The following is a 24,633-nucleotide window of genomic DNA, read 5'->3' on the forward strand; positions in this document are numbered from 1 at the left end:
GCGCGTGGTACTCCGCAGCGCGCCGAGTCAGTTCGGTTCGGCGAGGCCGTGACGGTAGGCGTAGCGGACGGCGTCGGCGCGGTTGCGGGCGCCGATCTTCGCGAAGGCGTTGTTGATGTGGGTTTTGACCGTGGCCTCCCCGACGAACAGGGCGGCGGCGATCTCGGCGTTGTTCAGGCCCCGGCCGATCAGGCCGAGCACCTCCGCCTCGCGTCCGGTCAGCCCGCCGGGGCGGGTGGCCGGACGGCTCGGCGGCTCGGGGCGCGACAGCGCGGCCACCAGCCGCTGGGACACGGTGGCGTCGAAGGTCGACTGCCCGGCCGCCGCGGCGCGGATGGCCGCCGCGATCTCCACCCGGCCGGCGTCCTTGGTCAGATAGCCGCGCGCGCCGGCCCGCAGCGCGCTCACGATGGACTCGTCGTCGGCGTAGGTGGTCAGCACGAGCACCGCGGTGGCCGGGTGGCGCTCGGCGATCCGGCGTGTCGCCTCGACGCCGTCGAGCACCGGCATCCGCAGATCCATCAGCACCACCTCCGGAGTGAGGTCGGCGACCGCGCGCACCGCCTGCTCGCCGTCGCCGACCGCGCCGACCACCGCCACCTCGTCGACGAGACCGAGCAGCGCGACCAGCCCCTCCCGCATGATCTGCTGATCGTCCACCACCAGGACCCGGATCGGGTCGCCGGACCGTTGCCCGCTCACTCCGGAACCTCCGCCGTCACCAGCCAGCCGTCACCGTCCGGACCGGCGGACAGCGTGCCGCCGACCAGCGCGATCCGCTCACGCATTCCGATCAGACCATACCCGCCGCCGTTGGGCCGATCCGATAACGCCGTGGCCGCCAACGGGTTTCGCACCGCCAGCCGCACCCGGTCGCGCGTGAATTCCAGGGTGAGGGTCACGGATTCGCCCGGCGCGTGTTTGCCCGCGTTGGTCAGGGCCTCGCGCGCGGCGCGCAGCAGCGACACTGTGGACGCCGGGCCGACCGCCCGCGCCGGACCGTCGACCCGGCAGCTCACCCGCAGCCGATGGTCGCGCCGATAGCTCTCCACCAGTTCGTGGATCGCTTCCGGCAGCGGCGGCACGTCGCTGCGCAAGGCGGCCACCGCGCTACGGGCCTCGGCTAGGCCGTCGGCGGCGAGCCGGCGCGATTGCCGCAGGCGGGCCAGCGCGCCGTCCACATCGCCCTTCTCGCTGAGCAGGCCCTCGGCGACCTCCAACTGCACCGTGAGCGCACCGAGCGAATGCGCGAGCACGTCGTGCATCTCGCGGGCGATGCGCGCCCGCTCGTCCAGGGCGGCGGCGCGGCCGTGTTCGTGCTGGGCGCGCCGGGTCTGCTCCAGCAGCATCTCGGTTTCCCGGACCCGCATCCGGTACTGCCGCCGATACAGGCCCAGCAGCACCAGAATGACGAGGATCGCGACATGCGCGGCCACCGTCGCCGCCGACCGCCCCGCGATCAGCCCGCCGGCGACGAGCGCGACCTGACAGCCCGCGAAGACGACCAGAATGGCGGCGACGCTCGGCACCAGATGCTGGGCGAGGACGCTGACCGCCACGCACAGCATGACGAGCACCGACGAGTCCGGGGCCGGTCCCACCGCCGCCGCGCTGATCAGGGCGCAGCACACCAGCGCCGCGAAGGCCGGGCGCGGCCACCGGGCGATGCCCACGGTGAACAGCACCCAGCAGGCGTAGGTCGCGCCGAGCGTCCACCACAGCCACACCGGCACCGGCGGGCGGTGATTGAGCAGCAGGTTCGCCGCCAGCAACATCGTGCCGATCAGCTGCGTGAGCGGGCTGGATTCGGGGTCGCCGCCGAACAGCACCCGCACGGCGCGCCGTAGCCCTCGCATCGCTCTCCTTCGCGGTCGTCTCCTCCACCAGCATCCTTGCGGCCGCCGACGGAGGCGAACTCGGCCCCCGGGTGGAGATTCCGATCTCCACCCCCGCACCCAGGCGGCAGGCACGGTGCGGCCGATAGCGTTCCAGCCATGAATCACAGCGTCTCCCAAGAGATTCCGACAACCGCAGCCGAGCCGCGGCCGGGCCGTGCCCGCAACCTGTTGTTCATCGCCGCGAGCATCGGGCTGTCGCCGGCCGTCTACTACCTGCTGACCGGCGCCGGATACAGCGACTACGCCGCGCTGTTGTGTTCGACGGTCGTCTCGGGGCTGTGGGCGGTCGGTGTCGCGGCGGCGCAGCGCAAGGTCGACGGGCTGGCGGCGTTCGCGTTCGCGCTGAACCTGCTCGGGCTGGCGCTCGCGCTGATCGGCGGCGACGAGCGGATGCTGCTGGTGAAGGATCCCGTCAGTTCGGCGGTGATCGGTGCCCTGCTGCTCGGCAGCTGTGTGGTGGGCCGTCCCGCCATGTACGGGCTGGCGCAGCGTATGCACGCGCCCGGCGCGGACTCGGCCGCACGCTGGAATGCGTTGTGGCACAGTGACTCCGAGGTCCAGCGCGTGTTCCGCACCTCGACCGCGGTGTGGGGCGCCGGGCTCGCCGCGGATGCCGTGCTGCGGCTGGTGCTGATCTACTCGCTGCCGGTCTCGGTGACGGTCGCCCTGATGAATCCGGTGCAGTGGGTGATCATCGGGCTGCTCGTGGTGTACACACTGCGCGGCCGGCGGCGGCTCGACATGCGATCGCGGCTCGCGGCGGTGAGCTGAGGGGTTCCCATTCGTCCAAGCCGGCCGGAGAATCGGCGGATACCTTCCGGGGGCAAGCCGCGAAAGGAGAGTGCCGTGGACGTGAACACCACCGCGGACGAGCCCGCACAGTCGGCGCCGTGGGATACGGCGTGGGCAGTGCTGGCGCCGCTGACCGACCTGGTCACGCCGATGGCGATGCGGGTGGCGGCCACGCTGCGACTGACCGATCTCCTGGCCGACGGCGCCCTGTCCGCCGACGAACTCGCCCGCAGCTCCGGCACCGACGCCGTAGCGCTCGAGCGGATGCTGCGCCATCTGGTGTGCCGGGGCGTGTTCGCGGAAGCGGAGCCGGGCCGGTACGCGGTCAACGAACCGGCGGCGCTACTGGCCTCCGGCCATCCGTCCGGAATGCGAGAGTGGCTGGATCTCAACGGTTTCGGCGGGCAGATGGACCTGGCGTTCACGGGTCTGCTGCACACCGTCCGCACCGGCGGGACGGCGTGGGAGACGGTCTTCGGCGACCCGTTCTGGCGCTACCTCGACAAGCATCCGCAGGTGAGTGCCTCATTCGACGCGCTCATGGCCGCCGGGGCGGAGTACGTCGCCGACGCGGCGGGCGGCTACGACTGGTCGGGTGTGCGCCACGTGATCGATGTGGGCGGCGGGACCGGCGCCCTGGTCGCCGAGGTGCTGAGCGGCCACCCGGAAGTGCGGGCCACGATCGTGGACCTCCCGGAGACGGTCGGCCGGGGCCGGGCGTATCTGGCCGAGCGCGGTCTGGACGCGCGCTGTGAGTTCGCCGGGCAGAGCTTCTTCGAGCCGTTGCCCGAGGGCGGGGACGCCTACGTACTCAAGCGGGTGCTGCACGATTGGGGCGACGAGGACGCGGTGCGGATCCTGCGGCGGTGCGCGGACGCGGCCGGGCCGCGGGGGCGTGTGGTGGTCATCGAGGGCAACGGGAGTTCGGGCTCCGATCCCGCCGTCCTCGCCGAGATGAATCTGCGGATGCTGGTCCTCAGCGGCGGCAGCGAACGCACCGCCGACGGCTACCGGGCACTCGCCACCGCGGCCGGGCTCGGGGTGATCGGGGTCCGAGACACCCCGCTCGGCCACCTCGTGCTGGAGTGCGCCCGCCGCTGACGCGCGATCGGGTGCCTCGAGTACGAGCGTCCTGTCCGATGTGATCGCGCAGGTTCACCGAGGTATGAGGCGGGCTCGCTCAGCCGATATCGATCGGGTCTATCTGCACCCGCAGCGGCGCGTCCGAACGGTGGGTGCTGCGCACGGCTTGTGCGGCGCCCAGGGCACGGGACAGAGCGGCGCCCTGGGCGCGGTCGACGCGCAGGATCATGCGTTCCACCTCGGCCGGGGAATCGCCGGAGGAGAACGGTTTCCGGGCACCGGGCGGCAGCGGCACCGGGCCGAGGATCTCCACGTCCTCGGGAAGTTGTGCCTCCCCGAGCAATTCGGCGATGGACTCGGTCGTGCCGTCGATCGCGGCGAAGCGGACGGCGGGCGGGAAGCGCACCTCGATGCGGGACTCCAGCTCGAACCTGGCGTGTCCCAACGGATCCCAGCGCACCAGCGCCTGCACGGTGGGCACGGACGGTTCGGCCATGACGATCACCTGTCCGGACGACCGCACCAGCGTCGCGGCCGACATCCAGCGTCGCAGGGCGTCCTCCGCCGCCCGCAGATCGGCGCGCCCCAGCAGCGCCCAGCCGTCGAGCAGCAGCGCCACCCCGTAGCCGCCCGGGGCCGCCGGCTCGGCGCCGATGGTCGCCACCACCACCTGCGCCTCGCCGGACACCGAATCCAGCACGGCCGCACCGCCCGACGTCCGGATCGGCACCTCGGGAAACGCCCGGCCCAACTCCTCCGCCGTTCGCGCCGCCCCGATGACCACCGCGCGCAACGCCCGCGACCCACAGGCCCCGCACCGGAACACCGGCTCCGTCTTCCCGCACCATCGGCAGCTCGGACTGTGCGCCACCGGCCCGGAAGCGCTGCGCGACAACGCGACTCCCAGCTCACGCGCCGACGGCGGAGACGCCGCGGCGGTCCCGGGTTGCGGCCACGCGGCCAACTCCTGCTGTATTCCGGTCGCCGCGTCGGTCCCGCCGAGGGGCACCGCGCGCGCAGGTGCCCCGGTGTCGGTGCCCGTGCGGCCGCGGCGCGCGGCGGGGTTGCGTTGTGGCGCGGGACCTTTCGTAGATCGGGGGCCGTCGGTGTCGGGCAGTGCCAGGGGCCCGTTGCAGTGTCGGCAACGGGCGGGGGTGCGGCACTTGGCACAGGCGAGGGCGGGCACGTAGCCGCGGCGCGGCACCTGGACGAGGACCGGCTGCCCGGCGGCGAGTGCCTTGCGGGCCGCGGTGAACGCCACCGCCGGAATCCGCACGGCCTGTGCGACCGGGTCCCGTTCCAGGGCGACATCACTGTCACCGGGTGCACTGATCCGCGGCGCGCACTGCCGCACGACCGCGCGATCGGCGACCAGATCGTGCGCCCACCCGGAGGCCACGACGGCCTGGATCTCGGCGGTCCGCGCGAACCCGCCCGCCACGAACGCGGCGCCGGTCTCGTGCGCGCGCAGCATCGCCACCTCCCGCGCGTGCGGGTACGGCGCCCGGGGTTCAGCGTAGGTGTCGTCCCCGTCGTCCCAGATCGCGATCAGGCCGAGATCCCGCGCCGGCGCGAAAACCGCACTGCGCGTACCGATCACCACCCGGGCGGTGCCCCGCAACGCCGCCAGCCACCGCCGATAGCGCGCCGCGGGCCCGAGCCCGGCCGCCAGCCCGACCGCCGCGTCCCCCACCAATTCCGCGCACGCCGCGGACACCCGGTCCAGATCCCGCTGATCGGGCACGATCAGCACGGCACTGCGCCCACTCCCCACCACCACCGCCGCCAACTCGGCCAGCCGCCGCGCCCATTCCTCCCCCGGCACCGCCTGCCATGCCGCCCGCGGTCCTTTCCCTCCCGCCAGCGCACCCAGGAACGAAATCCCGTGCCGATACTTCTCCCACCCCGAGTACCGCGAAAGATCAACGGGCGAAGCCGTTTCGGCCTCCACATCGTCGCCCGCCGCCGAGTCGGAGGACGCCGCAGTCTCCGCCTGACCCTGCGGTGCGACGGAAGGGGACTCCGAATCCAGTGGGCCGGTGCTGTTTTCGCCGGCCGGAGGCTCGTCCGCGGAGTCACCCGAATCGCGCTGTCCCCGTGGCTTTTCCGATTCCACCTTGGCGTGCCGCGGAGGGATTGCCAAACGGAGGACATCGGCGCGAGTGCCCGCACAGCGGGAGGCGACCGCGGTGGCGAGGCGGAGGATTTCGGGGGTGAGGACCTGCTCGCCGGAGACCACGCGCTCCAGCCTCATCAGCTTTCCGGTGTGGTCGGTGTGGTCGAGGCGGTCCAAGAGGAAGCCGTCGATCAGCCGGCCCGAGAAACGCACACGGACGCGCACACCCGGCTGGGCGAGCGCGTCCATGTCCGCGGGGACCAGGTAGTCGAAGTCCCGGTCGAGGTGGGCGGGTTCCAGCATCGGCAGCACCCGCGCGATGGGGCGTGCCGAGGCGACGGCGGCGGCAGCCTGCTTACCCTTGCGGGTCTTCGCGGCTGCCGCCTCGGGCACGGCCTCGGTCAATTACAGCCCGGCACCGTCGACGGCCACGATCACAGCCCCACGGCCGCGCGCAGCTTGCCGGCGCGGTCGGTGCTCTCCCACGGCAGCTCGATATCGGTACGGCCGAAGTGGCCGTACGCCGCGGTGGGCGCGTAGATCGGGCGCAGCAGGTCCAGATCGCGGATGATCGCGCCCGGCCGTAGGTCGAACACCTCGGCGATGGCGGCGGAGATCTTGGCCGGATCCACCTGTTCGGTGCCGAACGTCTCCACGAACAGGCCCACCGGCGCGGCCTTGCCGATGGCGTAGGCGACCTGCACTTCGACCCGCTCGGCGAGCTCGGCCGCGACGACGTTCTTGGCGACCCACCGCATGGCGTAGGCGGCCGAGCGGTCCACCTTCGACGGATCCTTGCCGGAGAACGCGCCGCCGCCGTGGCGGGCCATGCCGCCGTAGGTGTCGACGATGATCTTGCGGCCGGTGAGACCGGCGTCGCCCATGGGACCGCCGAGCACGAACTTGCCGGTCGGGTTCACCAGCAGGCGGAAGTCGGAGGTGTTGAGCGGCTCGGGCAGTTCCAGGTCGGCCAGCACGGACTCGACGACCTTCTCGCGGATGTCGGGGGCGAGCAGGTTGTCCAGGTCGATATCGGCGGCGTGCTGGGTGGACAGCACCACCGTGTCCAGCCGGACCGGCTTGGTGCCGTCGTACTCGATGGTGACCTGCGTCTTGCCGTCGGGACGCAGGTACGGCAGCACGCCGGACTTGCGGACCTCGGTGAGCCGCCGCGACAGCCGGTGCGCCAGCGCGATCGGCAGCGGCATCAGCTCCGGGGTCTCCCGGGTGGCGTAGCCGAACATCAGGCCCTGGTCGCCGGCGCCCTGGCGCTCGATCTCGTCGTCGGAGCCGCCGACGCGGGCCTCGTGCGAGGTGTCCACACCCTGGGCGATATCCGGCGACTGCGCGCCGATCGCGACGTTCACGCCGCAGGAGGCGCCGTCGAAACCCTTTGCGGACGAGTCGTATCCGATCTCGAGCACCTTCTCGCGCACGATGGTCGGGATGTCGGCGTAGGCCTCGGTGGTGACCTCGCCCGCGACGTGCACCTGGCCCGTCGTCACCAAGGTCTCCACCGCGACGCGGCTGCGGGGGTCCTGCGCGAGCAGCGCATCGAGGACGGAATCGCTGATGGCATCACAGATCTTATCGGGATGACCCTCGGTCACGGACTCGCTAGTGAATAGCCGACTACCGGACGTGCGCACAGTTTTTCCCTCTCCCTCAACGGGTCTGGTACCGAGTTGCGACAGTAGCGAACTCGCGCCACAGCACAACCCTTTACCTCAGACTATTCCAAACCACCGACGCGGCACGGTCCCAGCGCACCGCGGCACTGCCGTTACCAGCAACTACCGCCGTCGCCACCCGCTACCGCCTCCACAGGGCTCCGTTTCGGCAGTCGGTGCAATATCGCGCTCGATGCCATTGTGCACCGAACGCGTATTTGCATGCTAGGCCGAAACCGTTTGCGCCTCAGCGCAACAACGGTCCCAGCGCATCCAGCACGCGACTGGCCAGCAGCAGCTTCGACCCGTGGTCGAGAGCCTGCTCGGTGCCGTCGGCCCCGAGCAGCCAGCCGTCGTTGTTGTCCACCTCGAACGCCTTACCCTCGCCGACGGCGTTGACCACCAGCAGGTCGCAGCCCTTCCGCTCGAGTTTGGCGCGCGCGTGGGTGAGCACGTCGCCGTGCTCGTCGCCGGTCTCCGCGGCGAAGCCGACGATGGCCAGTCCGGGCAGGTGCCCGTCGTGCCGGGCCTGCACCAGACCGGCCAGGATGTCGCGATTCTTGGTGAGGTCGATCCGGTCCGGCTCGTCCACACCCTTCTTGATCTTGGCCGCGGCGACATTGGTGGGCCGGAAGTCGGCCACCGCGGCGGCCATGATCACCGCGTCGGCGCCGACCGCGTGCTTGTCGACCGCGACGCCGAGCTGTTCGGCGGTGGTGACGTGCACCATTTCCACCGCGGCGGGCGGTTCGAGGCCGATGGTGTTGCCCGCGACCAGCGTGACGTGCGCGCCGCGCTGCGCGGCCAGCCGGGCCAGCGCGAAACCCTGCTTCCCGGAACTGCGATTGCCCAGAAAGCGCACCGGATCCAGCGGCTCGCGGGTACCGCCCGCGGAGACCACGATCCGGCGGCCGGCCAGGTCGCGCGGGATGGCGTCGGAGCGCTCCAGCAGCAGCGACGCCAGCGCGAAGATCTCCTCGGGCTCGGGCAGCCGCCCCGGGCCGGTGTCGGCGCCGGTCAGCCGGCCCGCGGCCGGTTCCATGACGATCGCGCCGTGCGCCCGCAGGGTCGCGACGTTCGCCACCGTGGCCGGGTGCTCCCACATCTCGGTGTGCATGGCCGGGGCGAACAGCACGGGACATCGTGCGGTCAGCAGAGTCGCGGTGAGCAGATCGTCGGCGCGGCCCATGGCCGAGCGGGCCATCAGGTCGGCCGTCGCCGGGGCGATCACGACCAGATCGGCTTCCTGGCCGAGGCGCACGTGCGGCACCTCGGGCACGTCGGAGAAGACGCCGGTGTGCACGGGGTTGCCCGACAGCGCCTCGAAGGTCGCCCGGCCGACGAATTGCAGCGCCGCCTCGCTGGGGATCACCCGGACGTCGTGCCCGGTCTCGGTGAACTTGCGAACGAGCGAGCAGGCCTTGTAGGCGGCGATCCCGCCGCCCACGCCGACAACGATCCGCATCTACTAAGCCTCTTCGTCCGGTGGAGATGGGTGGGCGGCGACGCCGCTAGCTCACTCGCCTTCGGAGTGCTCGAGCAGGTCGGCGTGGATCTCGCGCATCGCCACCGACAGCGGCTTCTCCTGCAGGCCCGGCTCGACCAGCGGGCCCACGTACTCGAGGATGCCGTCGCCGAGCTGGTTGTAGTAGTCGTTGATCTGACGCGCCCGCTTGGCCGCGTAGATGACCAGCGCGTACTTGGACGACGTGCGCTCGAGCAGCTCGTCGATCGGCGGGTTGGTGAGGCCGATCGGAGTGTCGTACGCGGGCACGCTCTTGGTGTCGCTCACTGGGGAGGCTCCTGCGGGTCGTGGTGGAAAATCGGGGTCTTGCGGCAAATTCGGCGGCGACGGGACGATTCCGTCGCCCTCATCTCGAATTTGTGCTAACGAACAACGATACCAACTGCTCACAGGCGCTGGTCAGGTCGTCGTTCACGATCACGGTGTCGAACTCGTCACATGCGGCGAGTTCGGTCCTCGCGGTTTGCAGCCGACGCTCGATGACCTCGGGCGATTCGGTGCCGCGGCCGGTCAGCCGGGCCACCAGTTCGTCCCAGCTGGGCGGCGCCAGGAAGACCAGGAGGGCCTCCGGCATGGTGGTGCGGATCTGCCGCGCCCCCGCCAGGTCCACCTCCACGAGCACGGGCAGGTTGGCGGCGAGCGCCGCCCGTACGGGTGCGGCCGGGGTGCCGGACCGCTGCAGGCCGCCGTGGATATCGGCCCACTCGAGCAATTCCCCCTGTTCGATCATGGCGTCGAACTCGGCCCTGGTCACGAACCGGTAGTCCCGGCCGTCGACCTCCCCGGGCCGCGGGGCCCGGGTGGTGGCCGACACACTGAAAACCAGGTCGGGCAGCCGCTCGCGGACACAGCGGACCACGGTGGACTTGCCGACGGCCGAGGGGCCGACCAGTACTACCAGCCGACCCTTCTGCGAATGCTCGACCACCCTCGGATCAGGCTTGGTCGAACTTCGCCAGCAACGCCTTGCGCTGGCGGTCACCCAGACCGCGCAGGCGCCGCGTCGGAGCGATCTCCAGCTCGCTCATGATCTCCGCCGCCTTGACCTTGCCGACCTTGGGCAGGGCCTCCAGCAGCGCCGACACCTTCATCTTGCCCAGGACCTCGTCGGTCTCGGCATCCTTCAGGACCGTCTTCAGGTCGGTGCCGCCACGCTTCAAGCGCTCCTTGAGCTCTGCCCGAGCGCGGCGAGCGGCAGCCGCCTTCTCCAAAGCAGCGGCGCGCTGCTCGTCAGTCAGCTGGGGAAGGGCCACGGTTCCTCCGTCTCATCGTTCATTGCTAAATCTCCCGCCGGTAACCCGGCGGTCTGTGCGACCGTACCCACGCGGCGTGCCGATTGCGAACCCACCCCCCAGGTCAGCGCGGGATTCGGGCAGGGTGGCGGGCACCCGGGCGGACCATCGCGCACGCTTGGGCCGGTAGCGCTGATCCTACCGCCGGATCCGCTCGCAGCCGCGTGGCCTGCGGTTATTCGGTCCACTACCGGGCGGATGACCGATTGGGCGAGTGACCGAAGCGGTCGTAATCGGCCCGTTATCGCGCGACCAGGACTTTTCTTGATTTTTCGGCGTGTCGCGCGTTTTCGTGTCTGCGTGTCGCGCTTCGAGGCACCTGATCTGGGTCACGAGAGCGGTGCCGGAATCCGATCAGGAGGCCGCGCGCCGGGGCCTCCGCGGCGCGCTGACAGCGGAAAACACATAGGTGTAATTCCCGCACGGCCGAAGGCGGAGCGAAGTCCAGCGGGCCCATATTCGCAAACAGACCAGTTTCGTCGATTCGCGGAGCGACCGCCACCGTCCAGGCTCCCGTGTGGAGACCCGGACGGTGCCAAACTCAGGCCTGGAGAAACGCGAAATCGTCGCGGAGTTGCTCGAGCCGCTCGCACAGCGCGAGCACGTCCGGCCCGGCGCGTAGCAGCTCCCGGGACACGTTGGGCAGCACCGCGGCATGGCTGCCCGCCGGAACCAGGGCGCGGACGGACTCCGGTCCCCCGCCCTGCGCGCCCACCCCCGGCATCAGGATCGGACCGTTGAGCAGCGAGAGGTTCGGGATCTCGGTCAGCGTGGCGCCCACGACGACCCCGACCGAGCCGAACGCCGCGCCCACATTGCGTACCGCGGCGTCGTCGACCATGCCTTGGGCGACGGTCCGGCCGTCGGGGGTGACGGTGCGCTGCAGACCGGCGGCCTCCGGATTGGAGGTGGCCGCCAGCACGAACAGGCCGCGGCGGTTCGTCTCGGCCAGCTCCAATGCCGGTGCGAGCGAACCGAATCCGAGATACGGCGACACCGTGACGGCGTCGCTGCCCAGCGGACCGTCACCGAGCCAGGCCGCGGCGTAGGCGGCCATGGTGGAGCCGATGTCGCCGCGTTTGGCGTCGGCGAGCACCAGGGTGCCGGCGTCGCGCAGCGCGGCGATGGTGTCCTCGAGGACCATGAAACCGCTGGAGCCGTACGTCTCGAAGAAGGCCACCTGCGGTTTGACCAGGGCGACCCGGCCCGCGAAGGCGTCCACGCACGCGTCGGCGAACCGTTTCAGGCCATCGATGTCCTCCGACAGCTCCCAGTCGCGCAGCAACTGGGGGTGTGGATCGATACCGACGCACAGCGGGCCGTGCTGCCGCATCGCCTGCCGCAGCCGCGCGCCGAACGATGTCATCGGTGGGCCGCGGCGAGCCGCGCGCCCGGCGGCACGTCGGCGACCGCGGCGAGGCCGGGCACACCGGCGAACGCCTCGGGAACCCCGGCGAGCCGGGCCTCGGAGGCCGTGCCCGAACCCGCCAGCTCCCGGTCCGCAGCCGCCAGCTCCCGGTCGATGGCGGCGAGTTCGCGGTCGATCGCCGCCAGTTCGCGCTCGGTCGACGTGATCTCCGTATCGGCCGGCGGCTTGCGGTCGATGGGTGGCGTCGCGCGGAAGCCGACAGTGCTGTAACCGCCCACCTTCCGCATCGGCCGGACGTCCCCGCCGCCGGGCGGGGACACCACGGCGCCGTCGATCGCGCGGCGCCGCGGCTTCACTCGTCCAGCGCCTACCGGTCGCGGTCCCGCGCCAAACCCGATGGTTCCCACCGTTATGTCTCCTTCAGTCAGCCCCGAAGTACGGCGTGCAGCTCTTGCAGCGAGCGCACCCCGATACCGCCGTTGATCGTTGCCTCGATACCCTGCACGGCCGCGGCCGCGCCCTGCACCGTCGTAATACACGGAATGCTCACACCCACCGCTGCGCTGCGGATCTCGTATCCGTCGACGCGCGGCCCCGAATTGCCGTACGGGGTATTGAACACGATGTCGATCTCACCATCCTTGATGTGGTCGACGATCGTCGGCTCGTCCGACGGCCCCGGCTCGGAGTGCTTGCGCACCGGCTCGCACGGAATGCCGTTGCGCCGCAACATCTCCGCCGTGCCGTCCGTGGCGAGGATGCGGAAGCCGAGGTCGTGCAGCCGCTTCACCGGGAACACCATCGCCCGCTTGTCGCGATTGGCGATGGAGACGAACACGGTGCCCGAGACCGGCAGCGACCCGTAGGCCGCCGCCTGGCTCTTGGCGAAGGCGGTGCCGAAGTCGGCGTCGATGCCCATCACCTCGCCGGTGGACTTCATCTCCGGCGACAGCAGGGAGTCGATGCCGGTGCCGTCCGGGCGGCGGAACCGGTGGAACGGCAGCACCGCCTCCTTCACCGCGACCGGCGCGTCCAGCGGCGCGTGGCCGCCGTCGCCCTCGGCGGGCAGCATGCCTTCCTTGCGCAGCTCGGCGATGGTGGCGCCGAGCATGATCCGCGCCGCGGCCTTGGCCAGCGGCACCGCCGTGGCCTTGGACACGAACGGAACCGTCCGGCTGGCACGGGGATTGGCCTCGAGCACGTACAGCACGTCGTCCTTGAGGGCGTATTGCACGTTGAGCAGGCCGCGCACGCCGATGCCCTTGGCCAGGGCCGTGGTGGAGCGGCGGACGGCCTCGATGTCGCTGCGGCCCAGGGTGATCGGCGGCAGCGCGCACGCCGAGTCGCCGGAGTGGATACCGGCCTCCTCGATGTGCTCCATCACGCCGCCCAGGTAGACCTCGTCGCCGTCGCACAGCGCGTCGACGTCGATCTCGATGGCGTCCTCCAGGAACCGGTCGACCAGCACCGGGTGCTCCGGGCTCAGCTCGGTGGCACGGGAGATGTAGCCCTCCAGCGAGGTCTCGTCGTAGACGATCTCCATGCCGCGCCCGCCGAGCACGTAGGACGGGCGGACCAGCACCGGGTAACCGATCCCGGCGGCGATCTCCTTCGCCTGCGCGAAGGTGGTGGCCGTGCCGTACTTCGGCGCGGGCAGCCCGGCCGCGACCAGCACATCACCGAACTCGCCGCGATCTTCGGCCAGGTCGATGGCCGCCGCGGAGGTGCCGACCACGGGCACGCCGGCGTCGGTCAGCCGCTGTGCCAGGCCGAGGGGGGTCTGGCCGCCCAGCTGCACGATCACGCCCGCGACCGTGCCGGACTCGCGTTCGGCGTGGTACACCTCGAGCACGTCCTCGAAGGTGAGCGGCTCGAAGTAGAGGCGGTCGGCGGTGTCGTAGTCGGTGGAGACGGTCTCCGGGTTGCAGTTGACCATCACCGTCTCGTACCCGGCCTCGGACAGGGTCTGGGCGGCGTGCACGCACGAGTAGTCGAACTCGATGCCCTGGCCGATGCGGTTCGGGCCGGAGCCGAGGATGATCACCTTGTCGCGTTCGGGCTGCGGCGCCACCTCGGACTCCGCCGCCGGGTCCAGCTCGTAGGCGGAGTAGTGGTACGGCGTCTTGGCCTCGAACTCCGCGGCGCAGGTGTCGACGGTCTTGTACACCGGGCGCACGCCGAGGCGGTGGCGCAGCTCCCGCACGCCGGTCTCACCGGCCAGTTCCGGGCGCAGGGCGGCGAGCTGGCGGTCGGACAGCCCGTAGTGCTTCGCCCGGCGCAGCAGCCGCTCGTCGAGGACCGGCGCGGCGAGAATGTCGATGCGCAGATCCACCAGGGCCGCGACCTCCGCGACGAACCACGGGTCGATCCCGGAGGCGGCGGCGACGTCCTCGATGCTCGCGCCCAGCCGCAGCGCCCGCTCGACCTGATAGATACGGCCCTCGGTGGGGGTCCGCAGATCTTCGAGAATCGCCGCGGGATCGGTCCATTCGCCGTCGGGCAGGGTCCAGAAGCCGGTGGCCTTGGTCTCCAGTGAGCGCAGTACCTTGCCCAGCGCCTCGGCGAAGTTGCGGCCCAGGCTCATCGCCTCGCCGACCGACTTCATGGTGGTGGTCAGCGTCGGATCGGCGCCGGGGAACTTCTCGAACGCGAACCGCGGCGCCTTGACGACCACGTAGTCGAGCGTGGGCTCGAAGCAGGCCGGGGTCGCCTTGGTGATGTCGTTGACGATCTCGTCGAGGGTGTAGCCGATGGCCAGCTTGGCGGCGATCTTGGCGATCGGGAAGCCGGTCGCCTTGGAGGCCAGCGCCGACGACCGCGACACACGCGGGTTCATCTCGATGACGATCAGGCGGCCGTCGCTCGGGTCGATGGCGAACTGGATGTTGCAGCCGCCGGTGTCGACGCCGACCTCACGCAGAATGGCGATGCCGAGATCGCGCATCTTCTGGTACTCGCGGTCGGTGAGGGTCATCGCGGGCGCGACGGTCATCGAATCGCCGGTGTGCACGCCCATCGGGTCGACGTTCTCGATCGAACAGACCACCACGACATTGTCGCGGCCGTCGCGCATGAGCTGCAGCCTCGAATTCCTTCCAGCCCAGGATGGATTCCTCGATGAGCACATTGGCCGTCGGGGACGCGGCGAGGCCGCCGCCGGCGATGCGGTCGAGGTCCGCGTCGTTGTAGGCCATGCCCGAGCCCAGCCCGCCCATGGTGAACGACGGCCGCACCACCACCGGAAAGCCCAGTTCCGCAACGGTTTCGCGGACCTCGTCCATGGTGTAGCAGACCTTGGAGCGCGCGGACTCGCCGCCCACCTTGGCGACGATGTCCTTGAACTTCTGCCGATCCTCACCGCGCTGGATGGCCTCGAAGTCGGCGCCGATCAGCTCCACGCCGTACTTCTCCAGCACCCCGCGCTCGTGCAGCGCGACGGCGGTGTTCAGCGCGGTCTGGCCGCCGAGCGTCGCCAGAATCGCGTCGGGGCGCTCCTTCTCGATGACCTTCTCGACGAATTCCGGCGTGATGGGCTCCACGTAGGTGGAGTCGGCGAACTCCGGGTCGGTCATGATGGTGGCCGGGTTGGAGTTGACCAGCGAGACCCGCAGGCCGTCGGCCCGCAGCACCCGGCACGCCTGGGTGCCCGAGTAGTCGAACTCGCAGGCCTGGCCGATCACGATCGGGCCCGAGCCGATCACCAGGATGTGGCGTAGATCCTCGCGGCGGGGCATCAGGCTCCTTCCATGAGACCGGCGAAACGGTCGAAGAGATAAGCGGCATCATGGGGCCCGGCGGCGGCTTCCGGGTGGTACTGCACGGAGAAGGCGCGGCCGTCCACCAGCCGCACACCCTCGACGGTGCCGTCGTTGGCGCAGGTGTGGCTGACCTCCGCGGCGCCGAACGGGGTGTCGAATCGCTGCCCGGCCTCGCCCTCCAGCGCGAACCCGTGGTTCTGCGCGGTGATGGAGATCTGCCCGGTGGCGTGGTCGACGACCGGCACGTTGATGCCGCGGTGGCCGAACTTCATCTTGTAGGTGCCCAGGCCCAGCGCGCGGCCCAGAATCTGATTGCCGAAGCAGATGCCGAACAACGGAATGCCTTCGCCCAGAACGGCTTTGGTGAGTTCCACGGCGTCGTCCTGCGTGGCGGGGTCGCCGGGACCGTTGGACAGGAAGACCCCGTCCGCCTTCAGGTCCCTGATCCGGTCGAGCGTGACGCTCGACGGCACCACGTGCACGCGCATCCCGCGCTCGGCGAACATGCGCGGCGTGTTGGTCTTGATCCCGAGGTCGACCGCGACCACGGTGAACCGGTGTTCGCCGGTGGGCTCGATCGTGTAGACGTCGTCGGTGCTGACCTCGCCGGCCAGGTCCGCGCCGAGCATCGAGGGTTGCCCGGTGACCCGGCCCAGCAACTCGTCGACCGAGGCGTCGGCGGCCGGGCCGGAGAAGATGCCCGCCTTCATCGAGCCGCGGGTGCGCAGGTGGCGGACCAGCGCGCGGGTGTCGATGCCCGCGATGCCGACCACGTTCTGGCGGCGCAGCTCCTCGGGCAGCGTGGTGGTGGCGCGCCAGTTGGACACCCGGCGCGCGGGGTCGCGCACGGCGTACCCGGCCACCCAGATCCGCTTCGACTCGTCGTCCTCGTCGTTCCAGCCGGTGTTGCCGATCTGCGGTGCCGTCGCCACCACGATCTGCCGGTGGTAGCTCGGGTCGGTCAGCGTCTCCTGGTACCCCGTCATCGCGGTGCAGAACACCGCCTCGCCCAGCGTCTCGCCCTCGGCGCCGAAGGCCGAGCCGCGGAACACCCGGCCGTCCTCCAGCACCATCACCGCGTTGTTCACGTGTTCTCGTCTCCCGTCATCGTGCCGGTCGCGCCCTTCGTCCAGGCCGGATACACCGTCTTGTCGTCACCGCGGAACCCGGTGTCCACCTCGGTCCCGGTCGGCAGTGTCCAGCGAATTACCAGCACACCATCTTCCGTCATCACCTTGCCCGCGTGCCCGCGTTCGGTGCGAACCGCCGTGACGGATTCCTGCGGAATCCAGATCGCGGCCGCGCCGTCGCGCTCGAGCAGGATGCCCCGCTCGAACCGGGTCAGCTCCGCCGTGGCGCGGAAACCCAGGTCGCCGACCGTGATCCGCTGGATCCAACTCGGCGCCAGGGTGCTGCCGAGGTAGAGACCCGTCGTGGGCTCCAGCAGCTGCGCCCCGAGGTCGGCGGGCACCGCGGGCAGTTCCCCGATCGAGGACGCCTGCCGCCGCGCCTTCCCCTGCCACGCCCGGTACATCAGCCACAGGCACAGCACGAACAGCGCCAGAAACGCCAGCACCCACAGCGTTCGCTCCATCTAGGGTCTCCCCACCGCTTTGCCGTCGCGGGCGGTGATCCGGCCGCGCAGGAACGTCGCCGTCACCCGCGCGGGCAGGGTCATCGCCTCGTACGGCGTGTTCTTGGAAATGCTCGCGAGCTCCGTTGCCCGCACCGTCCACGAGGTGTCCGGGTCGACCAGCACCAGGTTGGCCGGTTCGCCGACCGCGAGCGGCCGGCCCTGATCGTCGAGGCCCGCGATCCGCGCGGGATTCTCGCTCAGCACGCGGGCGATGCCGCGCCAGTCCAGCAGGCCGGGCTCGAGCATCGTCTCGACCACGATCGACAGCGCGGTCTCCAGGCCGAGCATGCCGGGCCGGGCCGCAGCGAATTCGCAGCACTTGTCCTGCTCGGCGTGCGGGGCGTGGTCGGTGGCGACGCAGTCGATCACGCCGTCGGCCAGCGCCTGCCGCAGCGCGGCCGCGTCGGACGCCTCGCGCAGCGGCGGATTCACCCGGTTCACCGCGTCGTAGGTCTCCAGCCGGGAGTCGTCCAGCAGCAGATGATGCGGGGTGACCTCGGCGGTGATCGAAATGCCTTGGCCCTTGGCCCATTTCAGCAACTCGACGGTGCCCGCGGTGGAGGCGTGGCAGATGTGCACGCGCGCGCCGGCGTCGCGGGCCAGCAGCGCGTCACGGGCCACGATCGACTCCTCCGCGGCGCGCGGCCAGCCGGCCAGGCCGAGCCGGGCGGCGGTCGGGCCCTCGTGCGCCACCGCGCCGTCGGTCAGCCGCGGCTCCTCCGCGTGCTGGGCGATGAGCACGCCCAGGGAGTTGGCGTACTCCAGGGCGCGGCGCATGATCAGCGGGTCGTAGACGCAGTGGCCGTCGTCGGAGAAGATCCGGACACCGGCCGCCCCCGCGGCCATGGTGCCCATCTCGGCCAGTTGCTTGCCGCGCAGGCCGACCGTGACCGCGCCGACCGGATACACGTCGACCAGGCCGATCTCCTGCCCGCGCCGCCACACGTGATCGGTGACCACGACGCTGTCGGCGACCGGGCTGGTGTTGGCCATCGCGAACACGGCGGTGTAGCCGCCCAGCGCGGCGGCGGCGGATCCGGACTCGATGGTCTCGGTGTCCTCGCGGCCGGGCTCGCGCAGATGCGTGTGCAGGTCCACGAAGCCCGGCAGCAGGAACTGGCCGGCGCCGTCGATGGTCTCGGCGTCGACCACGCCCAGATCCGTCCCGATCTCCCGGATCTCGCCGTCGGCCAGCAGCACGTCCACCGGATCGCCCGCACCGTAGAGGCGCACGTTCTTGATCAGCACGTTGCTCCCGCTCACGCCACCGCCTCCCCTGCTCCGATCAGCAGGCGGAACAGCACCGCCATCCGCATATGAACTCCGTTGGTAACCTGTTGCAGCACAGCGGCTTTCGGTGAGTCCGCCACCGATGCCGCGATTTCCATGCCGCGCAGCATCGGTCCCGGGTGCAACACCACCGCATGGTCATCGAGCAGTGCCATCCGCCGCTCGTTCAGTCCGTAGTTGATCGAGTACTCGCGTGCCGAGGGGAAGAATCCGCCGTTCATCCGTTCCGCCTGCACGCGAAGCATCATCACCGCGTCCGCGCCGGGCAGTTCGGCGTCCAGCGCATGCGAGACCCGTACCGGCCACCCGTCCACGCCGACGGGTAGCAGCGTGCGCGGCGCAACCAGCACCACGTCGGCACCGAGGATGCTCAACAGGAACGCGTTCGAACGCGCGACCCGGCTGTGCAGGATGTCGCCCACGATCACGACACGCTTGCCCTCCAGGGTACCGAGCCGCTGCCGCAGGGTCAGCGCATCCAGCAACGCCTGTGTGGGATGTTCGTGCATGCCGTCCCCGGCGTTGATCACCGCGGGCCCGGGACCGGCGAAACCCCCTGCGCCCGCGTTCATCTCACCGAACCAGCGGGCGATCTGATGGGCCGCGCCGGAGGCCGGGTGCCGCACGATCAGCGCGTCGGCGCCCGCGGCGTGCAGGGTGAGCGCGGTGTCGCGCAGCGATTCGCCCTTGGACACCGACGAACTCGACGCGCTCACGTTGATCACGTCGGCGCTCATCCACTTCCCCGCCACCTCGAACGACACCCGGGTGCGGGTGGAGTTCTCGAAGAAGACCGTCATCACGGTGCGCCCGCGCAGCGTCGGCAGCTTGCGCACCTCGCGGCCGAGCAGCGCCTGCTCGAAACGCTGGGCGTCGTCCAGCAGTTCGGTGGCCGCGGCCCGGTCCAGGTCGGTGACCGACAGCAGATGCCTCACTGCCCCGCCCCCTGATGCAGGTACACGCCGTCGTGGCCGTCGTGTTCGGTCAACAGCACGGAGATGTCCTCACTGCGGGAGGTGGGCACGTTCTTCCCGACGTAGTCGGCACGGATGGGCAGTTCGCGATGGCCGCGGTCGATCAGCACCGCCAGCTGCACCGCGCGCGGGCGGCCGAGATCGCGCAGGCCGTCGAGGGCCGATCGCACGCTGCGGCCGGAGAACAGGACGTCGTCGACGAGCACCACCAGCGTGTCCTCGATGCCGCCCTCGGGCACCGAGGTGCGCTCCAGTGGCCGGTGCGGCCGGTTGCGCAGGTCGTCGCGGTAGAGGGTGATGTCCAGCGAACCCAGCGCCGGGCGCACGCCGGAGAATTCCTCGATCCGGTCGGTGAGCCGCGCGGCGAGAGTGGTTCCGCGAGTGGGGATTCCGATCAGCACCACGCGGGGCACATCGGGGTCCGCGGAGTCGAGGGCGGTCTTCTCGATGATCTGGTGGGCCATGCGCGCGATGGTCCGGCCCACATCCCGCGCCGACAGCAGCTCGCGCCCGGCGCGAACCCATTCGGGATCGTGCCGCTGCGAATACTCGGCAGCGTTCGACCTGGCCGCGCTGTCTTCGGGCACAGGCATGCCGACCTCCTTCCCCGCCTCGCAGGACGGTCCGTTAAAGGATGTCTTTCGAGCAGTGAGCCTAGCAGCGCACCCGCAAACGCCGGTCATCGGGGGTGCCGCTGTGAGCGCCACCACCTGCGCAGATGCCCGCGCATGGCGGTTCGCTTCGCACGCGGGAGTGGCGGCGGCGCGTCCGGCGAACACGGGGACAATCGTTCATACGGTGTATATCGGAACTGGAACCTGTGTCATGCTCGTGAGGTGAGCAACGATGCCGACTTCACCGAACCGCGCCGCCTCACCTTCCGCGGTGAGGGCGGAATCCGGCTGGCGGGCGACAGCTGGGGCCCGGACGACGGCCCCCTCGCGGTGTTCCTGCACGGCGGCGGGCAGACCCGCCACTCCTGGAAGGACTCCGGCGCGGCGCTGGCGAAGGTCGGGCTGCGCGCGGTGCTGCTGGACGCGCGCGGGCACGGCGAGAGCGACTGGGCGCCCGACGGCGACTACTCCCGCGAGGCCATGACGGCCGACCTGCTCGGCATCCTCGCCGAACTCGGCCGGCCCGCGATCCTGGTGGGCGCCAGCATGGGCGGGCTGACCAGCCTGCTGGCCACCGCCCGGCCGGGCAGCGAACGGATCGCCGGGCTGGTCCTGGTGGACGTGGTGCCGCGCCCGGAACACAAAGGGGTGGAACGGGTTCTGAAGTTCCTGAGCGGACATCCCGAGGGCTTCGCGACCCTCGACGAGGCGGCCGACGCCGTGGCCGAGTACCTGCCGCACCGCACCCGCCCCCGCACCACCGACGGCCTGCGCCGCAATCTCCGGCAGCGCGCGGACGGCCGCTGGTACTGGCACTGGGATCCGGCGATGATGTCCGGCCGCGGCGAGGACATCGAACTGCACACCTCGGTGCTCGAGGACGCGGCCCGGCAGCTGACGATGCCCGTGCTGCTGGTGCGCGGACGGCTCTCGGATGTGGTCAGCGAGCAAGGCGTGGCCGAGTTCCGGCGCCTGGTCCCGCATCTCGAGTACGTCGAGATCCGCGGCGCCGCCCATACCGCCGCCAGCGACGTGAACGATCAATTCACCGACGCCGTGGTCGATTTCGTGCGTGCCCACCAGCCCGGCGGCGCCTGACCGCGGCGAATTCGGCTGCGCCGCACCGTGATTATTGCCGATAGGTGGCGAGGAAGCGGCCGATGCGCTCGATGATCGCCTCGAGTTCGTCGGCGTGCGGGAGCGTCACGATCCGGAAGTGGTCCGGGCGCGCCCAACTGAACCCGGTGCCCTGCACGATGTGCAGCTTCTCCTGCAGCAGCAGGTCCAGCACGAACCGCTCGTCGTCGTGGATCGGGTACATGTCGAGGTCGATGCGGGGGAAGGCGTAGAGCGCGCCCTTGGGCCGCACGCACGACACACCGGGAATGCTGTTGAGCGCCTCCCACGCGCGGTCGCGCTGCTCGCGCAGCCGCCCGCCGGGCAGGGTCAGGTCGTAGATGCTCTGATGACCGCCCAGCGCCGCCTGAATCGCCTGTTGCGCAGGCACATTCGCGCACAGCCGGAGACCGGCGAGCATGGTCAGCCCCTCCAGGTAGCTCTGCGCGTGCTGGGTCGGTCCCGAGACCACCAGCCAGCCGGAGCGAAATCCCGCGCAGCGGTAGGTCTTCGACAGGCCGGAGAACGTCAGGCACAGCAGGTCGGGCGCGAGCGCGGCGGTGGATACGTGCTCGAGGTCGTCGTACAGGATCTTGTCGTAGATCTCGTCGGAGAACACCACCAGGTGATGGCGGCGGGCGACCTCGAGCACCTGCCGCAGCACCTCGGGCGGGTACACCGCGCCGGTGGGATTGTTCGGGTTGATGACGACGATCGCGCGGGTGCGGTCGGTGATCTTCGCTTCGATGTCGGCGATGTCCGGGTACCAGTCCGCGGACTCGTCGCACACGTAGTGCACGGGGCGACCGCCGTTGAGAGTCGTCGCGGCGGTCCACAGCGGGAAATCCGGTGCGGGAACGAGGACTTCGTCTCCGGTCTCGAGGAGCGCCGTCATGGCCATCATGATCAGCTCGGAGACGCCGTTGCCGAGGAACACCTCCTCGACATCGACATCGGCCACGCCGAGGGTCTGGTAGTACTGCACCACCGCGCGCCGCGCCGACAGCAGGCCCTTGGACGTGCAGTAGCCGCTGGAGGCCGGCAGGTTGCGGACGATGTCCTGCAGGATCTCCGCGGGCGCCTCGAAACCGAACAGCAACGGGTTGCCGGTGTTGAGCTTCACCACGTGGTGCCCCTCGGCTTCCAGCCGCGCCGCCTGCTCGGCCACCGGTCCGCGGATTTCGTACGAGACCCCCGACAGCTTGCTCGACTGCTTGACCTGCATGAACATCCCTTCTCGCAACGACTTCCGCACACTCTACTTGGAATCTCCAAGTATGCACTTGGTTTTTCCAAGCAGATGGCTAGAGTGGGATCGTGCCACGCCGAAGCTACGACCACTACTGCGCCGCGAGCCGAGCCCTGGATGTGGTGGGCGATCGCTGGAGCCTGCTGGTGGTCCGGGAACTGTGCCCGGGTCCGCGCCGCTACAGCGACCTGTTCGCCGATCTGCCCGGAATCAGCACCGATGTCCTCGCCGCCCGGCTCAAAGACCTCGAACGCGACGGCATTCTGACTCGCCAGCGCGTCGGACCGCGCGCGACGACCGCGGTCTACGAACTGACGCCCGCCGGTGCGGCACTGCGGCCGGTGCTGGAGGCGCTGTCGGACTGGGGCGCCGGGCTGCTCGGCAAACGCCGTCCCACCGACGCCGTGCGCGCGCACTGGTTCGCGCTGCCGATCGGCCGTGCCGTCGCCCAGCGCCTCACCGCCGGTACCGTCACCGTGCACATCGGCGAGACGGTGTTCCATCTCGTCGTCGACGACACCGGGATCACGCACCACGACGGACCGGCCGCCGCACCCGATCTGGAATTGCGCCTGGATCTGACCACCGCCACCGCCGTCGCCACGGGGTCGCGGTCGCTGGCGGAGGCGGCGCCGGAGGTCTCGTGGCCGTGAGTCACCGGGCGGGCGGCGCGATCGGGATCAGTCGCCGATCGCGTCGGTGCGCGTGTCCGGCCAGCTCACCGGCGAGGGACCGAACATGTTGTGCGCGTTGGTGATCACGCTGCGGGCCAGCGCGCGGTTGCCGGTCGCGCCGATCACCGCGCCGAGCCCGACGGGCAGCGTCTTGCCGAACAGGAGCACGCCGCGCTTGGCGATGAACTGCACGATGAAGCGCCGCGCCAGGGAGTTGTCGATGGAACGCACCACCGGCAGCTTGTCGGCGACCGCGCTCGCCCAGTCCTTGGCCGACTCACCGGCGCGCTTGCCCAGCAGTTCCGCGCCGCTCTCCCCGACGACGACTCCGACGACCAGGGCGCGCCGCTGCCGCGGCGACATCAATTCGAGGCCGTACAGCGCGCCCGTCGACAACGCGTAGAACGCCGAGGCCTCCAGGAAGAACGCCGATTCGACACCGCTGACCGCCAAGCCGATCAGCGTGCCGATGCCGGGGACCACGGCGCTGAGGCCCGCCGCCGTGCCGCTGGCCGTCACCAGCAGCAGGTAGCGCGACTCGAGGCCGCGTGCCAGATCTTCGGGCGAACGGCTCGGGTCGCGGCGGCGCAGCCGTTCCACATACCGCGTCGCCAGTGGCGCCTGCACTCCGGTGCCACCGCGGAGCACCAGTTCGACCGATTTCTGTAACGCGCGCTCGAACATCCGGGAAACCCCTCTCGTCGGCTGGCCCGAGGATACGAGGAAGGGATACCCCGTATCGTGCACCGACACGGGTTCGCGGCACTCCGGGCCTGCTCGGGTACCGATGGCCCAGCTGCGGCAGGAGGTTCCGGGCTACCGGGGCGCCTCGGACCCGGGCTCGGCGGCAAGGTGTTTCGTGACGCTCGAGACGGCGGAGAGCACCGGTGGGCAGGAATCCAGCGCGGGAACGAAGGCGTCGAATCCGTGTTCCCCGTCGGGCACGTCGATCACCTCGACGGCCGCACCGGCCGCGGCGGCGCGGGCCTGGAAGCGGTCCACGGTGGCCTGGAATTCGGGTTGCTCCCGGCCGACGCGGGTGAGCACGATCGGACGACCGGGACGCACCAGGTCGCACGGTGCGGGGGTGTTCGACCCCGGATTCTGGTCTGCCAGCACGGGATACGTCAGCGCCACGCAGCGCAGCCACGGCGGCGATTCGGCCAGCCAGCCGCCGGTGAGCATGCCGCCGCCGGAGAAGGCCCAGACCGCCAGCCGGTCCCGGTCGGAGGCGGGCGCCTCGCGGATTCGATGCACCACGCCCTCGAGCCAGTGCGCGGTGGCCGTGAAGTCGGCGTTCGGCGGCCAGACCGTGCCCGGCGGCCACCCGTCGAGACCCTGATACCGCACGCCCACGACCGCCGCCGCCACTCCCGATCCGGCCAGCAGCGTGGCATACCCGGCGAACAGCGGCGATTCCCGCGGCTGCATCCCGGCCGGCGCGGGCCCGTGCACGAGCACCACCGTCGGCAACGGTCCGGCCGCGCTCCCCGGTCGATAGAGATCGAAATCATCCTGCCGCCGCACCTCGACAGCCGCTGCTTCTGCCATGCCCTCAGTCTGCCTCGAGCCCCCCG

22 protein-coding genes and 1 pseudogene are annotated in these 24,633 nt (G+C 70.7%); 4 read left to right on the forward strand and 19 right to left on the reverse strand.

Translation table 11 applies throughout. The features are described from left to right. Positions 1-27 precede the first annotated feature (27 nt). A complete protein-coding gene (locus tag ACFMRZ_RS07065; protein ID WP_400178405.1) occupies positions 28-702 on the reverse strand; it encodes a response regulator in 675 nt (224 codons plus the stop codon). Next, on the reverse strand, positions 699-1,856 hold the full coding sequence (locus ACFMRZ_RS07070; RefSeq protein ID WP_400178406.1) for a sensor histidine kinase: 1,158 nt from the start codon (positions 1,854-1,856) through the stop codon (positions 699-701). Before ACFMRZ_RS07070 ends, ACFMRZ_RS07065 begins: the two co-directional genes overlap by 4 nt. Positions 1,857-1,994: 138 nt before the next feature. Here ACFMRZ_RS07070 and ACFMRZ_RS07075 point away from each other — a divergent pair, with 138 nt between their 5' ends. Both ACFMRZ_RS07075 and ACFMRZ_RS07080 read left to right on the forward strand, forming a co-directional pair. Next, positions 1,995-2,669 carry a VC0807 family protein gene (locus ACFMRZ_RS07075; protein WP_400178407.1) on the forward strand — a complete coding sequence of 225 codons (675 nt, stop codon included), beginning with the start codon at positions 1,995-1,997 and terminating at the stop codon, positions 2,667-2,669. A gap of 75 nt (positions 2,670-2,744) precedes the next feature. Beyond that, positions 2,745-3,791, forward strand: coding sequence for a methyltransferase (locus ACFMRZ_RS07080; RefSeq protein ID WP_400178408.1), 1,047 nt, complete (start codon positions 2,745-2,747; stop codon positions 3,789-3,791). Positions 3,792-3,870: 79 nt separating this feature from the next. Here ACFMRZ_RS07080 and ACFMRZ_RS07085 read toward each other — a convergent pair whose 3' ends face one another. The 14 genes and pseudogenes from ACFMRZ_RS07085 to pyrR all read right to left on the reverse strand — a co-directional run bounded on the left by ACFMRZ_RS07085 (position 3,871) and on the right by pyrR (position 19,996). Continuing rightward, positions 3,871-6,192 (reverse strand): hypothetical protein, encoded by a 2,322-nt coding sequence (locus ACFMRZ_RS07085; protein WP_400182791.1) that lies wholly within the window; start codon positions 6,190-6,192, stop codon positions 3,871-3,873. A 131-nt stretch (positions 6,193-6,323) separates the two neighbouring features. After that, the gene (gene metK, locus ACFMRZ_RS07090) at positions 6,324-7,538 is read right to left on the reverse strand and encodes a methionine adenosyltransferase (protein WP_280274315.1); all 1,215 of its coding nucleotides are present in this window, start codon (positions 7,536-7,538) and stop codon (positions 6,324-6,326) included. A gap of 268 nt (positions 7,539-7,806) precedes the next feature. Next, entirely contained in the window at positions 7,807-9,024 is a 1,218-nt protein-coding gene (gene coaBC, locus ACFMRZ_RS07095; RefSeq protein WP_400178409.1) for a bifunctional phosphopantothenoylcysteine decarboxylase/phosphopantothenate--cysteine ligase CoaBC, read from the reverse strand. Positions 9,025-9,075: 51 nt separating this feature from the next. Beyond that, the gene (rpoZ, locus tag ACFMRZ_RS07100; RefSeq protein ID WP_280274317.1) at positions 9,076-9,351 is read right to left on the reverse strand and encodes a DNA-directed RNA polymerase subunit omega; all 276 of its coding nucleotides are present in this window, start codon (positions 9,349-9,351) and stop codon (positions 9,076-9,078) included. Positions 9,352-9,430: 79 nt separating this feature from the next. Further along, positions 9,431-10,012: a guanylate kinase gene (gmk, locus tag ACFMRZ_RS07105; RefSeq protein WP_187688400.1), complete on the reverse strand. Its 582-nt coding sequence runs from the start codon at positions 10,010-10,012 to the stop codon at positions 9,431-9,433. A 7-nt stretch (positions 10,013-10,019) separates the two neighbouring features. Then, positions 10,020-10,337, reverse strand: a complete 318-nt coding sequence (mihF, locus tag ACFMRZ_RS07110) for an integration host factor, actinobacterial type (RefSeq protein WP_068018717.1) — start codon at positions 10,335-10,337, stop codon at positions 10,020-10,022. Positions 10,338-10,917: 580 nt separating this feature from the next. Next, on the reverse strand, positions 10,918-11,742 hold the full coding sequence (gene pyrF, locus ACFMRZ_RS07115; protein WP_400178410.1) for an orotidine-5'-phosphate decarboxylase: 825 nt from the start codon (positions 11,740-11,742) through the stop codon (positions 10,918-10,920). After that, entirely contained in the window at positions 11,739-12,101 is a 363-nt protein-coding gene (locus ACFMRZ_RS07120; RefSeq protein ID WP_400178411.1) for a hypothetical protein, read from the reverse strand. Before ACFMRZ_RS07120 ends, pyrF begins: the two co-directional genes overlap by 4 nt. Before the next feature lie 68 nt (positions 12,102-12,169). Next, positions 12,170-15,479: pseudogene (carB, locus tag ACFMRZ_RS07125) on the reverse strand (carbamoyl-phosphate synthase large subunit). Further along, positions 15,479-16,576, reverse strand: coding sequence for a glutamine-hydrolyzing carbamoyl-phosphate synthase small subunit (gene carA / locus ACFMRZ_RS07130; RefSeq protein ID WP_400182792.1), 1,098 nt, complete (start codon positions 16,574-16,576; stop codon positions 15,479-15,481). The pseudogene carB and the gene carA overlap by 1 nt, the downstream one beginning before the upstream one ends. 11 nt (positions 16,577-16,587) lie before the next feature. Continuing rightward, positions 16,588-17,097 (reverse strand): transporter, encoded by a 510-nt coding sequence (locus tag ACFMRZ_RS07135; protein ID WP_400178412.1) that lies wholly within the window; start codon positions 17,095-17,097, stop codon positions 16,588-16,590. After that, the gene (locus ACFMRZ_RS07140) at positions 17,098-18,402 is read right to left on the reverse strand and encodes a dihydroorotase (protein ID WP_400178413.1); all 1,305 of its coding nucleotides are present in this window, start codon (positions 18,400-18,402) and stop codon (positions 17,098-17,100) included. Next, positions 18,399-19,364 carry an aspartate carbamoyltransferase catalytic subunit gene (locus ACFMRZ_RS07145; protein ID WP_280317906.1) on the reverse strand — a complete coding sequence of 322 codons (966 nt, stop codon included), beginning with the start codon at positions 19,362-19,364 and terminating at the stop codon, positions 18,399-18,401. The genes ACFMRZ_RS07140 and ACFMRZ_RS07145 overlap by 4 nt, the downstream gene beginning before the upstream one ends. Beyond that, positions 19,361-19,996 carry a bifunctional pyr operon transcriptional regulator/uracil phosphoribosyltransferase PyrR gene (pyrR, locus tag ACFMRZ_RS07150; RefSeq protein WP_280272868.1) on the reverse strand — a complete coding sequence of 212 codons (636 nt, stop codon included), beginning with the start codon at positions 19,994-19,996 and terminating at the stop codon, positions 19,361-19,363. The genes ACFMRZ_RS07145 and pyrR overlap by 4 nt, the downstream gene beginning before the upstream one ends. A gap of 243 nt (positions 19,997-20,239) precedes the next feature. On the opposite strand from pyrR, the gene ACFMRZ_RS07155 reads away from it, so the two are divergent. Beyond that, positions 20,240-21,115, forward strand: a complete 876-nt coding sequence (locus ACFMRZ_RS07155; RefSeq protein ID WP_280362171.1) for an alpha/beta hydrolase — start codon at positions 20,240-20,242, stop codon at positions 21,113-21,115. Between the two features lie 31 nt (positions 21,116-21,146). Here the strand turns inward: ACFMRZ_RS07155 and ACFMRZ_RS07160 are convergent, their stop codons facing one another. Continuing rightward, positions 21,147-22,358: a pyridoxal phosphate-dependent aminotransferase gene (locus tag ACFMRZ_RS07160; protein ID WP_400178414.1), complete on the reverse strand. Its 1,212-nt coding sequence runs from the start codon at positions 22,356-22,358 to the stop codon at positions 21,147-21,149. Between the two features lie 92 nt (positions 22,359-22,450). On the opposite strand from ACFMRZ_RS07160, the gene ACFMRZ_RS07165 reads away from it, so the two are divergent. After that, positions 22,451-23,035: a winged helix-turn-helix transcriptional regulator gene (locus tag ACFMRZ_RS07165; protein WP_400178415.1), complete on the forward strand. Its 585-nt coding sequence runs from the start codon at positions 22,451-22,453 to the stop codon at positions 23,033-23,035. A gap of 27 nt (positions 23,036-23,062) precedes the next feature. Here ACFMRZ_RS07165 and ACFMRZ_RS07170 read toward each other — a convergent pair whose 3' ends face one another. Both ACFMRZ_RS07170 and ACFMRZ_RS07175 read right to left on the reverse strand, forming a co-directional pair. Further along, positions 23,063-23,740, reverse strand: a complete 678-nt coding sequence (locus tag ACFMRZ_RS07170; protein ID WP_400178416.1) for a hypothetical protein — start codon at positions 23,738-23,740, stop codon at positions 23,063-23,065. 132 nt (positions 23,741-23,872) lie between these two features. Beyond that, positions 23,873-24,607, reverse strand: a complete 735-nt coding sequence (locus ACFMRZ_RS07175; RefSeq protein WP_400178418.1) for an alpha/beta hydrolase — start codon at positions 24,605-24,607, stop codon at positions 23,873-23,875. Between the last annotated feature and the right edge of the window lie 26 nt (positions 24,608-24,633).

The sequence above is a fragment of the Nocardia sp. N2S4-5 genome (genome assembly GCF_044628355.1).
Classification (GTDB): Bacteria; Actinomycetota; Actinomycetes; order Mycobacteriales; family Mycobacteriaceae; genus Nocardia; species Nocardia wallacei_B.

What these genes read in the sequence shown, in the direction of transcription:
- ACFMRZ_RS07070 (WP_400178406.1), bottom strand. Translation starts at nt 1,856, where the DNA reads ATGCGAGGGCTACGGCGCGCCGTGCGGGTGCTGTTCGGCGGCGACCCC.
- ACFMRZ_RS07075 (WP_400178407.1), top strand. Translation starts at nt 1,995, where the DNA reads ATGAATCACAGCGTCTCCCAAGAGATTCCGACAACCGCAGCCGAGCCG.
- ACFMRZ_RS07085 (WP_400182791.1), bottom strand. Translation starts at nt 6,192, where the DNA reads ATGCTGGAACCCGCCCACCTCGACCGGGACTTCGACTACCTGGTCCCC.
- coaBC (WP_400178409.1), bottom strand. Translation starts at nt 9,024, where the DNA reads ATGCGGATCGTTGTCGGCGTGGGCGGCGGGATCGCCGCCTACAAGGCC.
- pyrF (WP_400178410.1), bottom strand. Translation starts at nt 11,742, where the DNA reads ATGACATCGTTCGGCGCGCGGCTGCGGCAGGCGATGCGGCAGCACGGC.
- carA (WP_400182792.1), bottom strand. Translation starts at nt 16,576, where the DNA reads ATGGTGCTGGAGGACGGCCGGGTGTTCCGCGGCTCGGCCTTCGGCGCC.
- ACFMRZ_RS07135 (WP_400178412.1), bottom strand. Translation starts at nt 17,097, where the DNA reads ATGGAGCGAACGCTGTGGGTGCTGGCGTTTCTGGCGCTGTTCGTGCTG.
- pyrR (WP_280272868.1), bottom strand. Translation starts at nt 19,996, where the DNA reads ATGCCTGTGCCCGAAGACAGCGCGGCCAGGTCGAACGCTGCCGAGTAT.
- ACFMRZ_RS07160 (WP_400178414.1), bottom strand. Translation starts at nt 22,358, where the DNA reads ATGCAGGTCAAGCAGTCGAGCAAGCTGTCGGGGGTCTCGTACGAAATC.
- ACFMRZ_RS07170 (WP_400178416.1), bottom strand. Translation starts at nt 23,740, where the DNA reads ATGTTCGAGCGCGCGTTACAGAAATCGGTCGAACTGGTGCTCCGCGGT.
- ACFMRZ_RS07175 (WP_400178418.1), bottom strand. Translation starts at nt 24,607, where the DNA reads ATGGCAGAAGCAGCGGCTGTCGAGGTGCGGCGGCAGGATGATTTCGAT.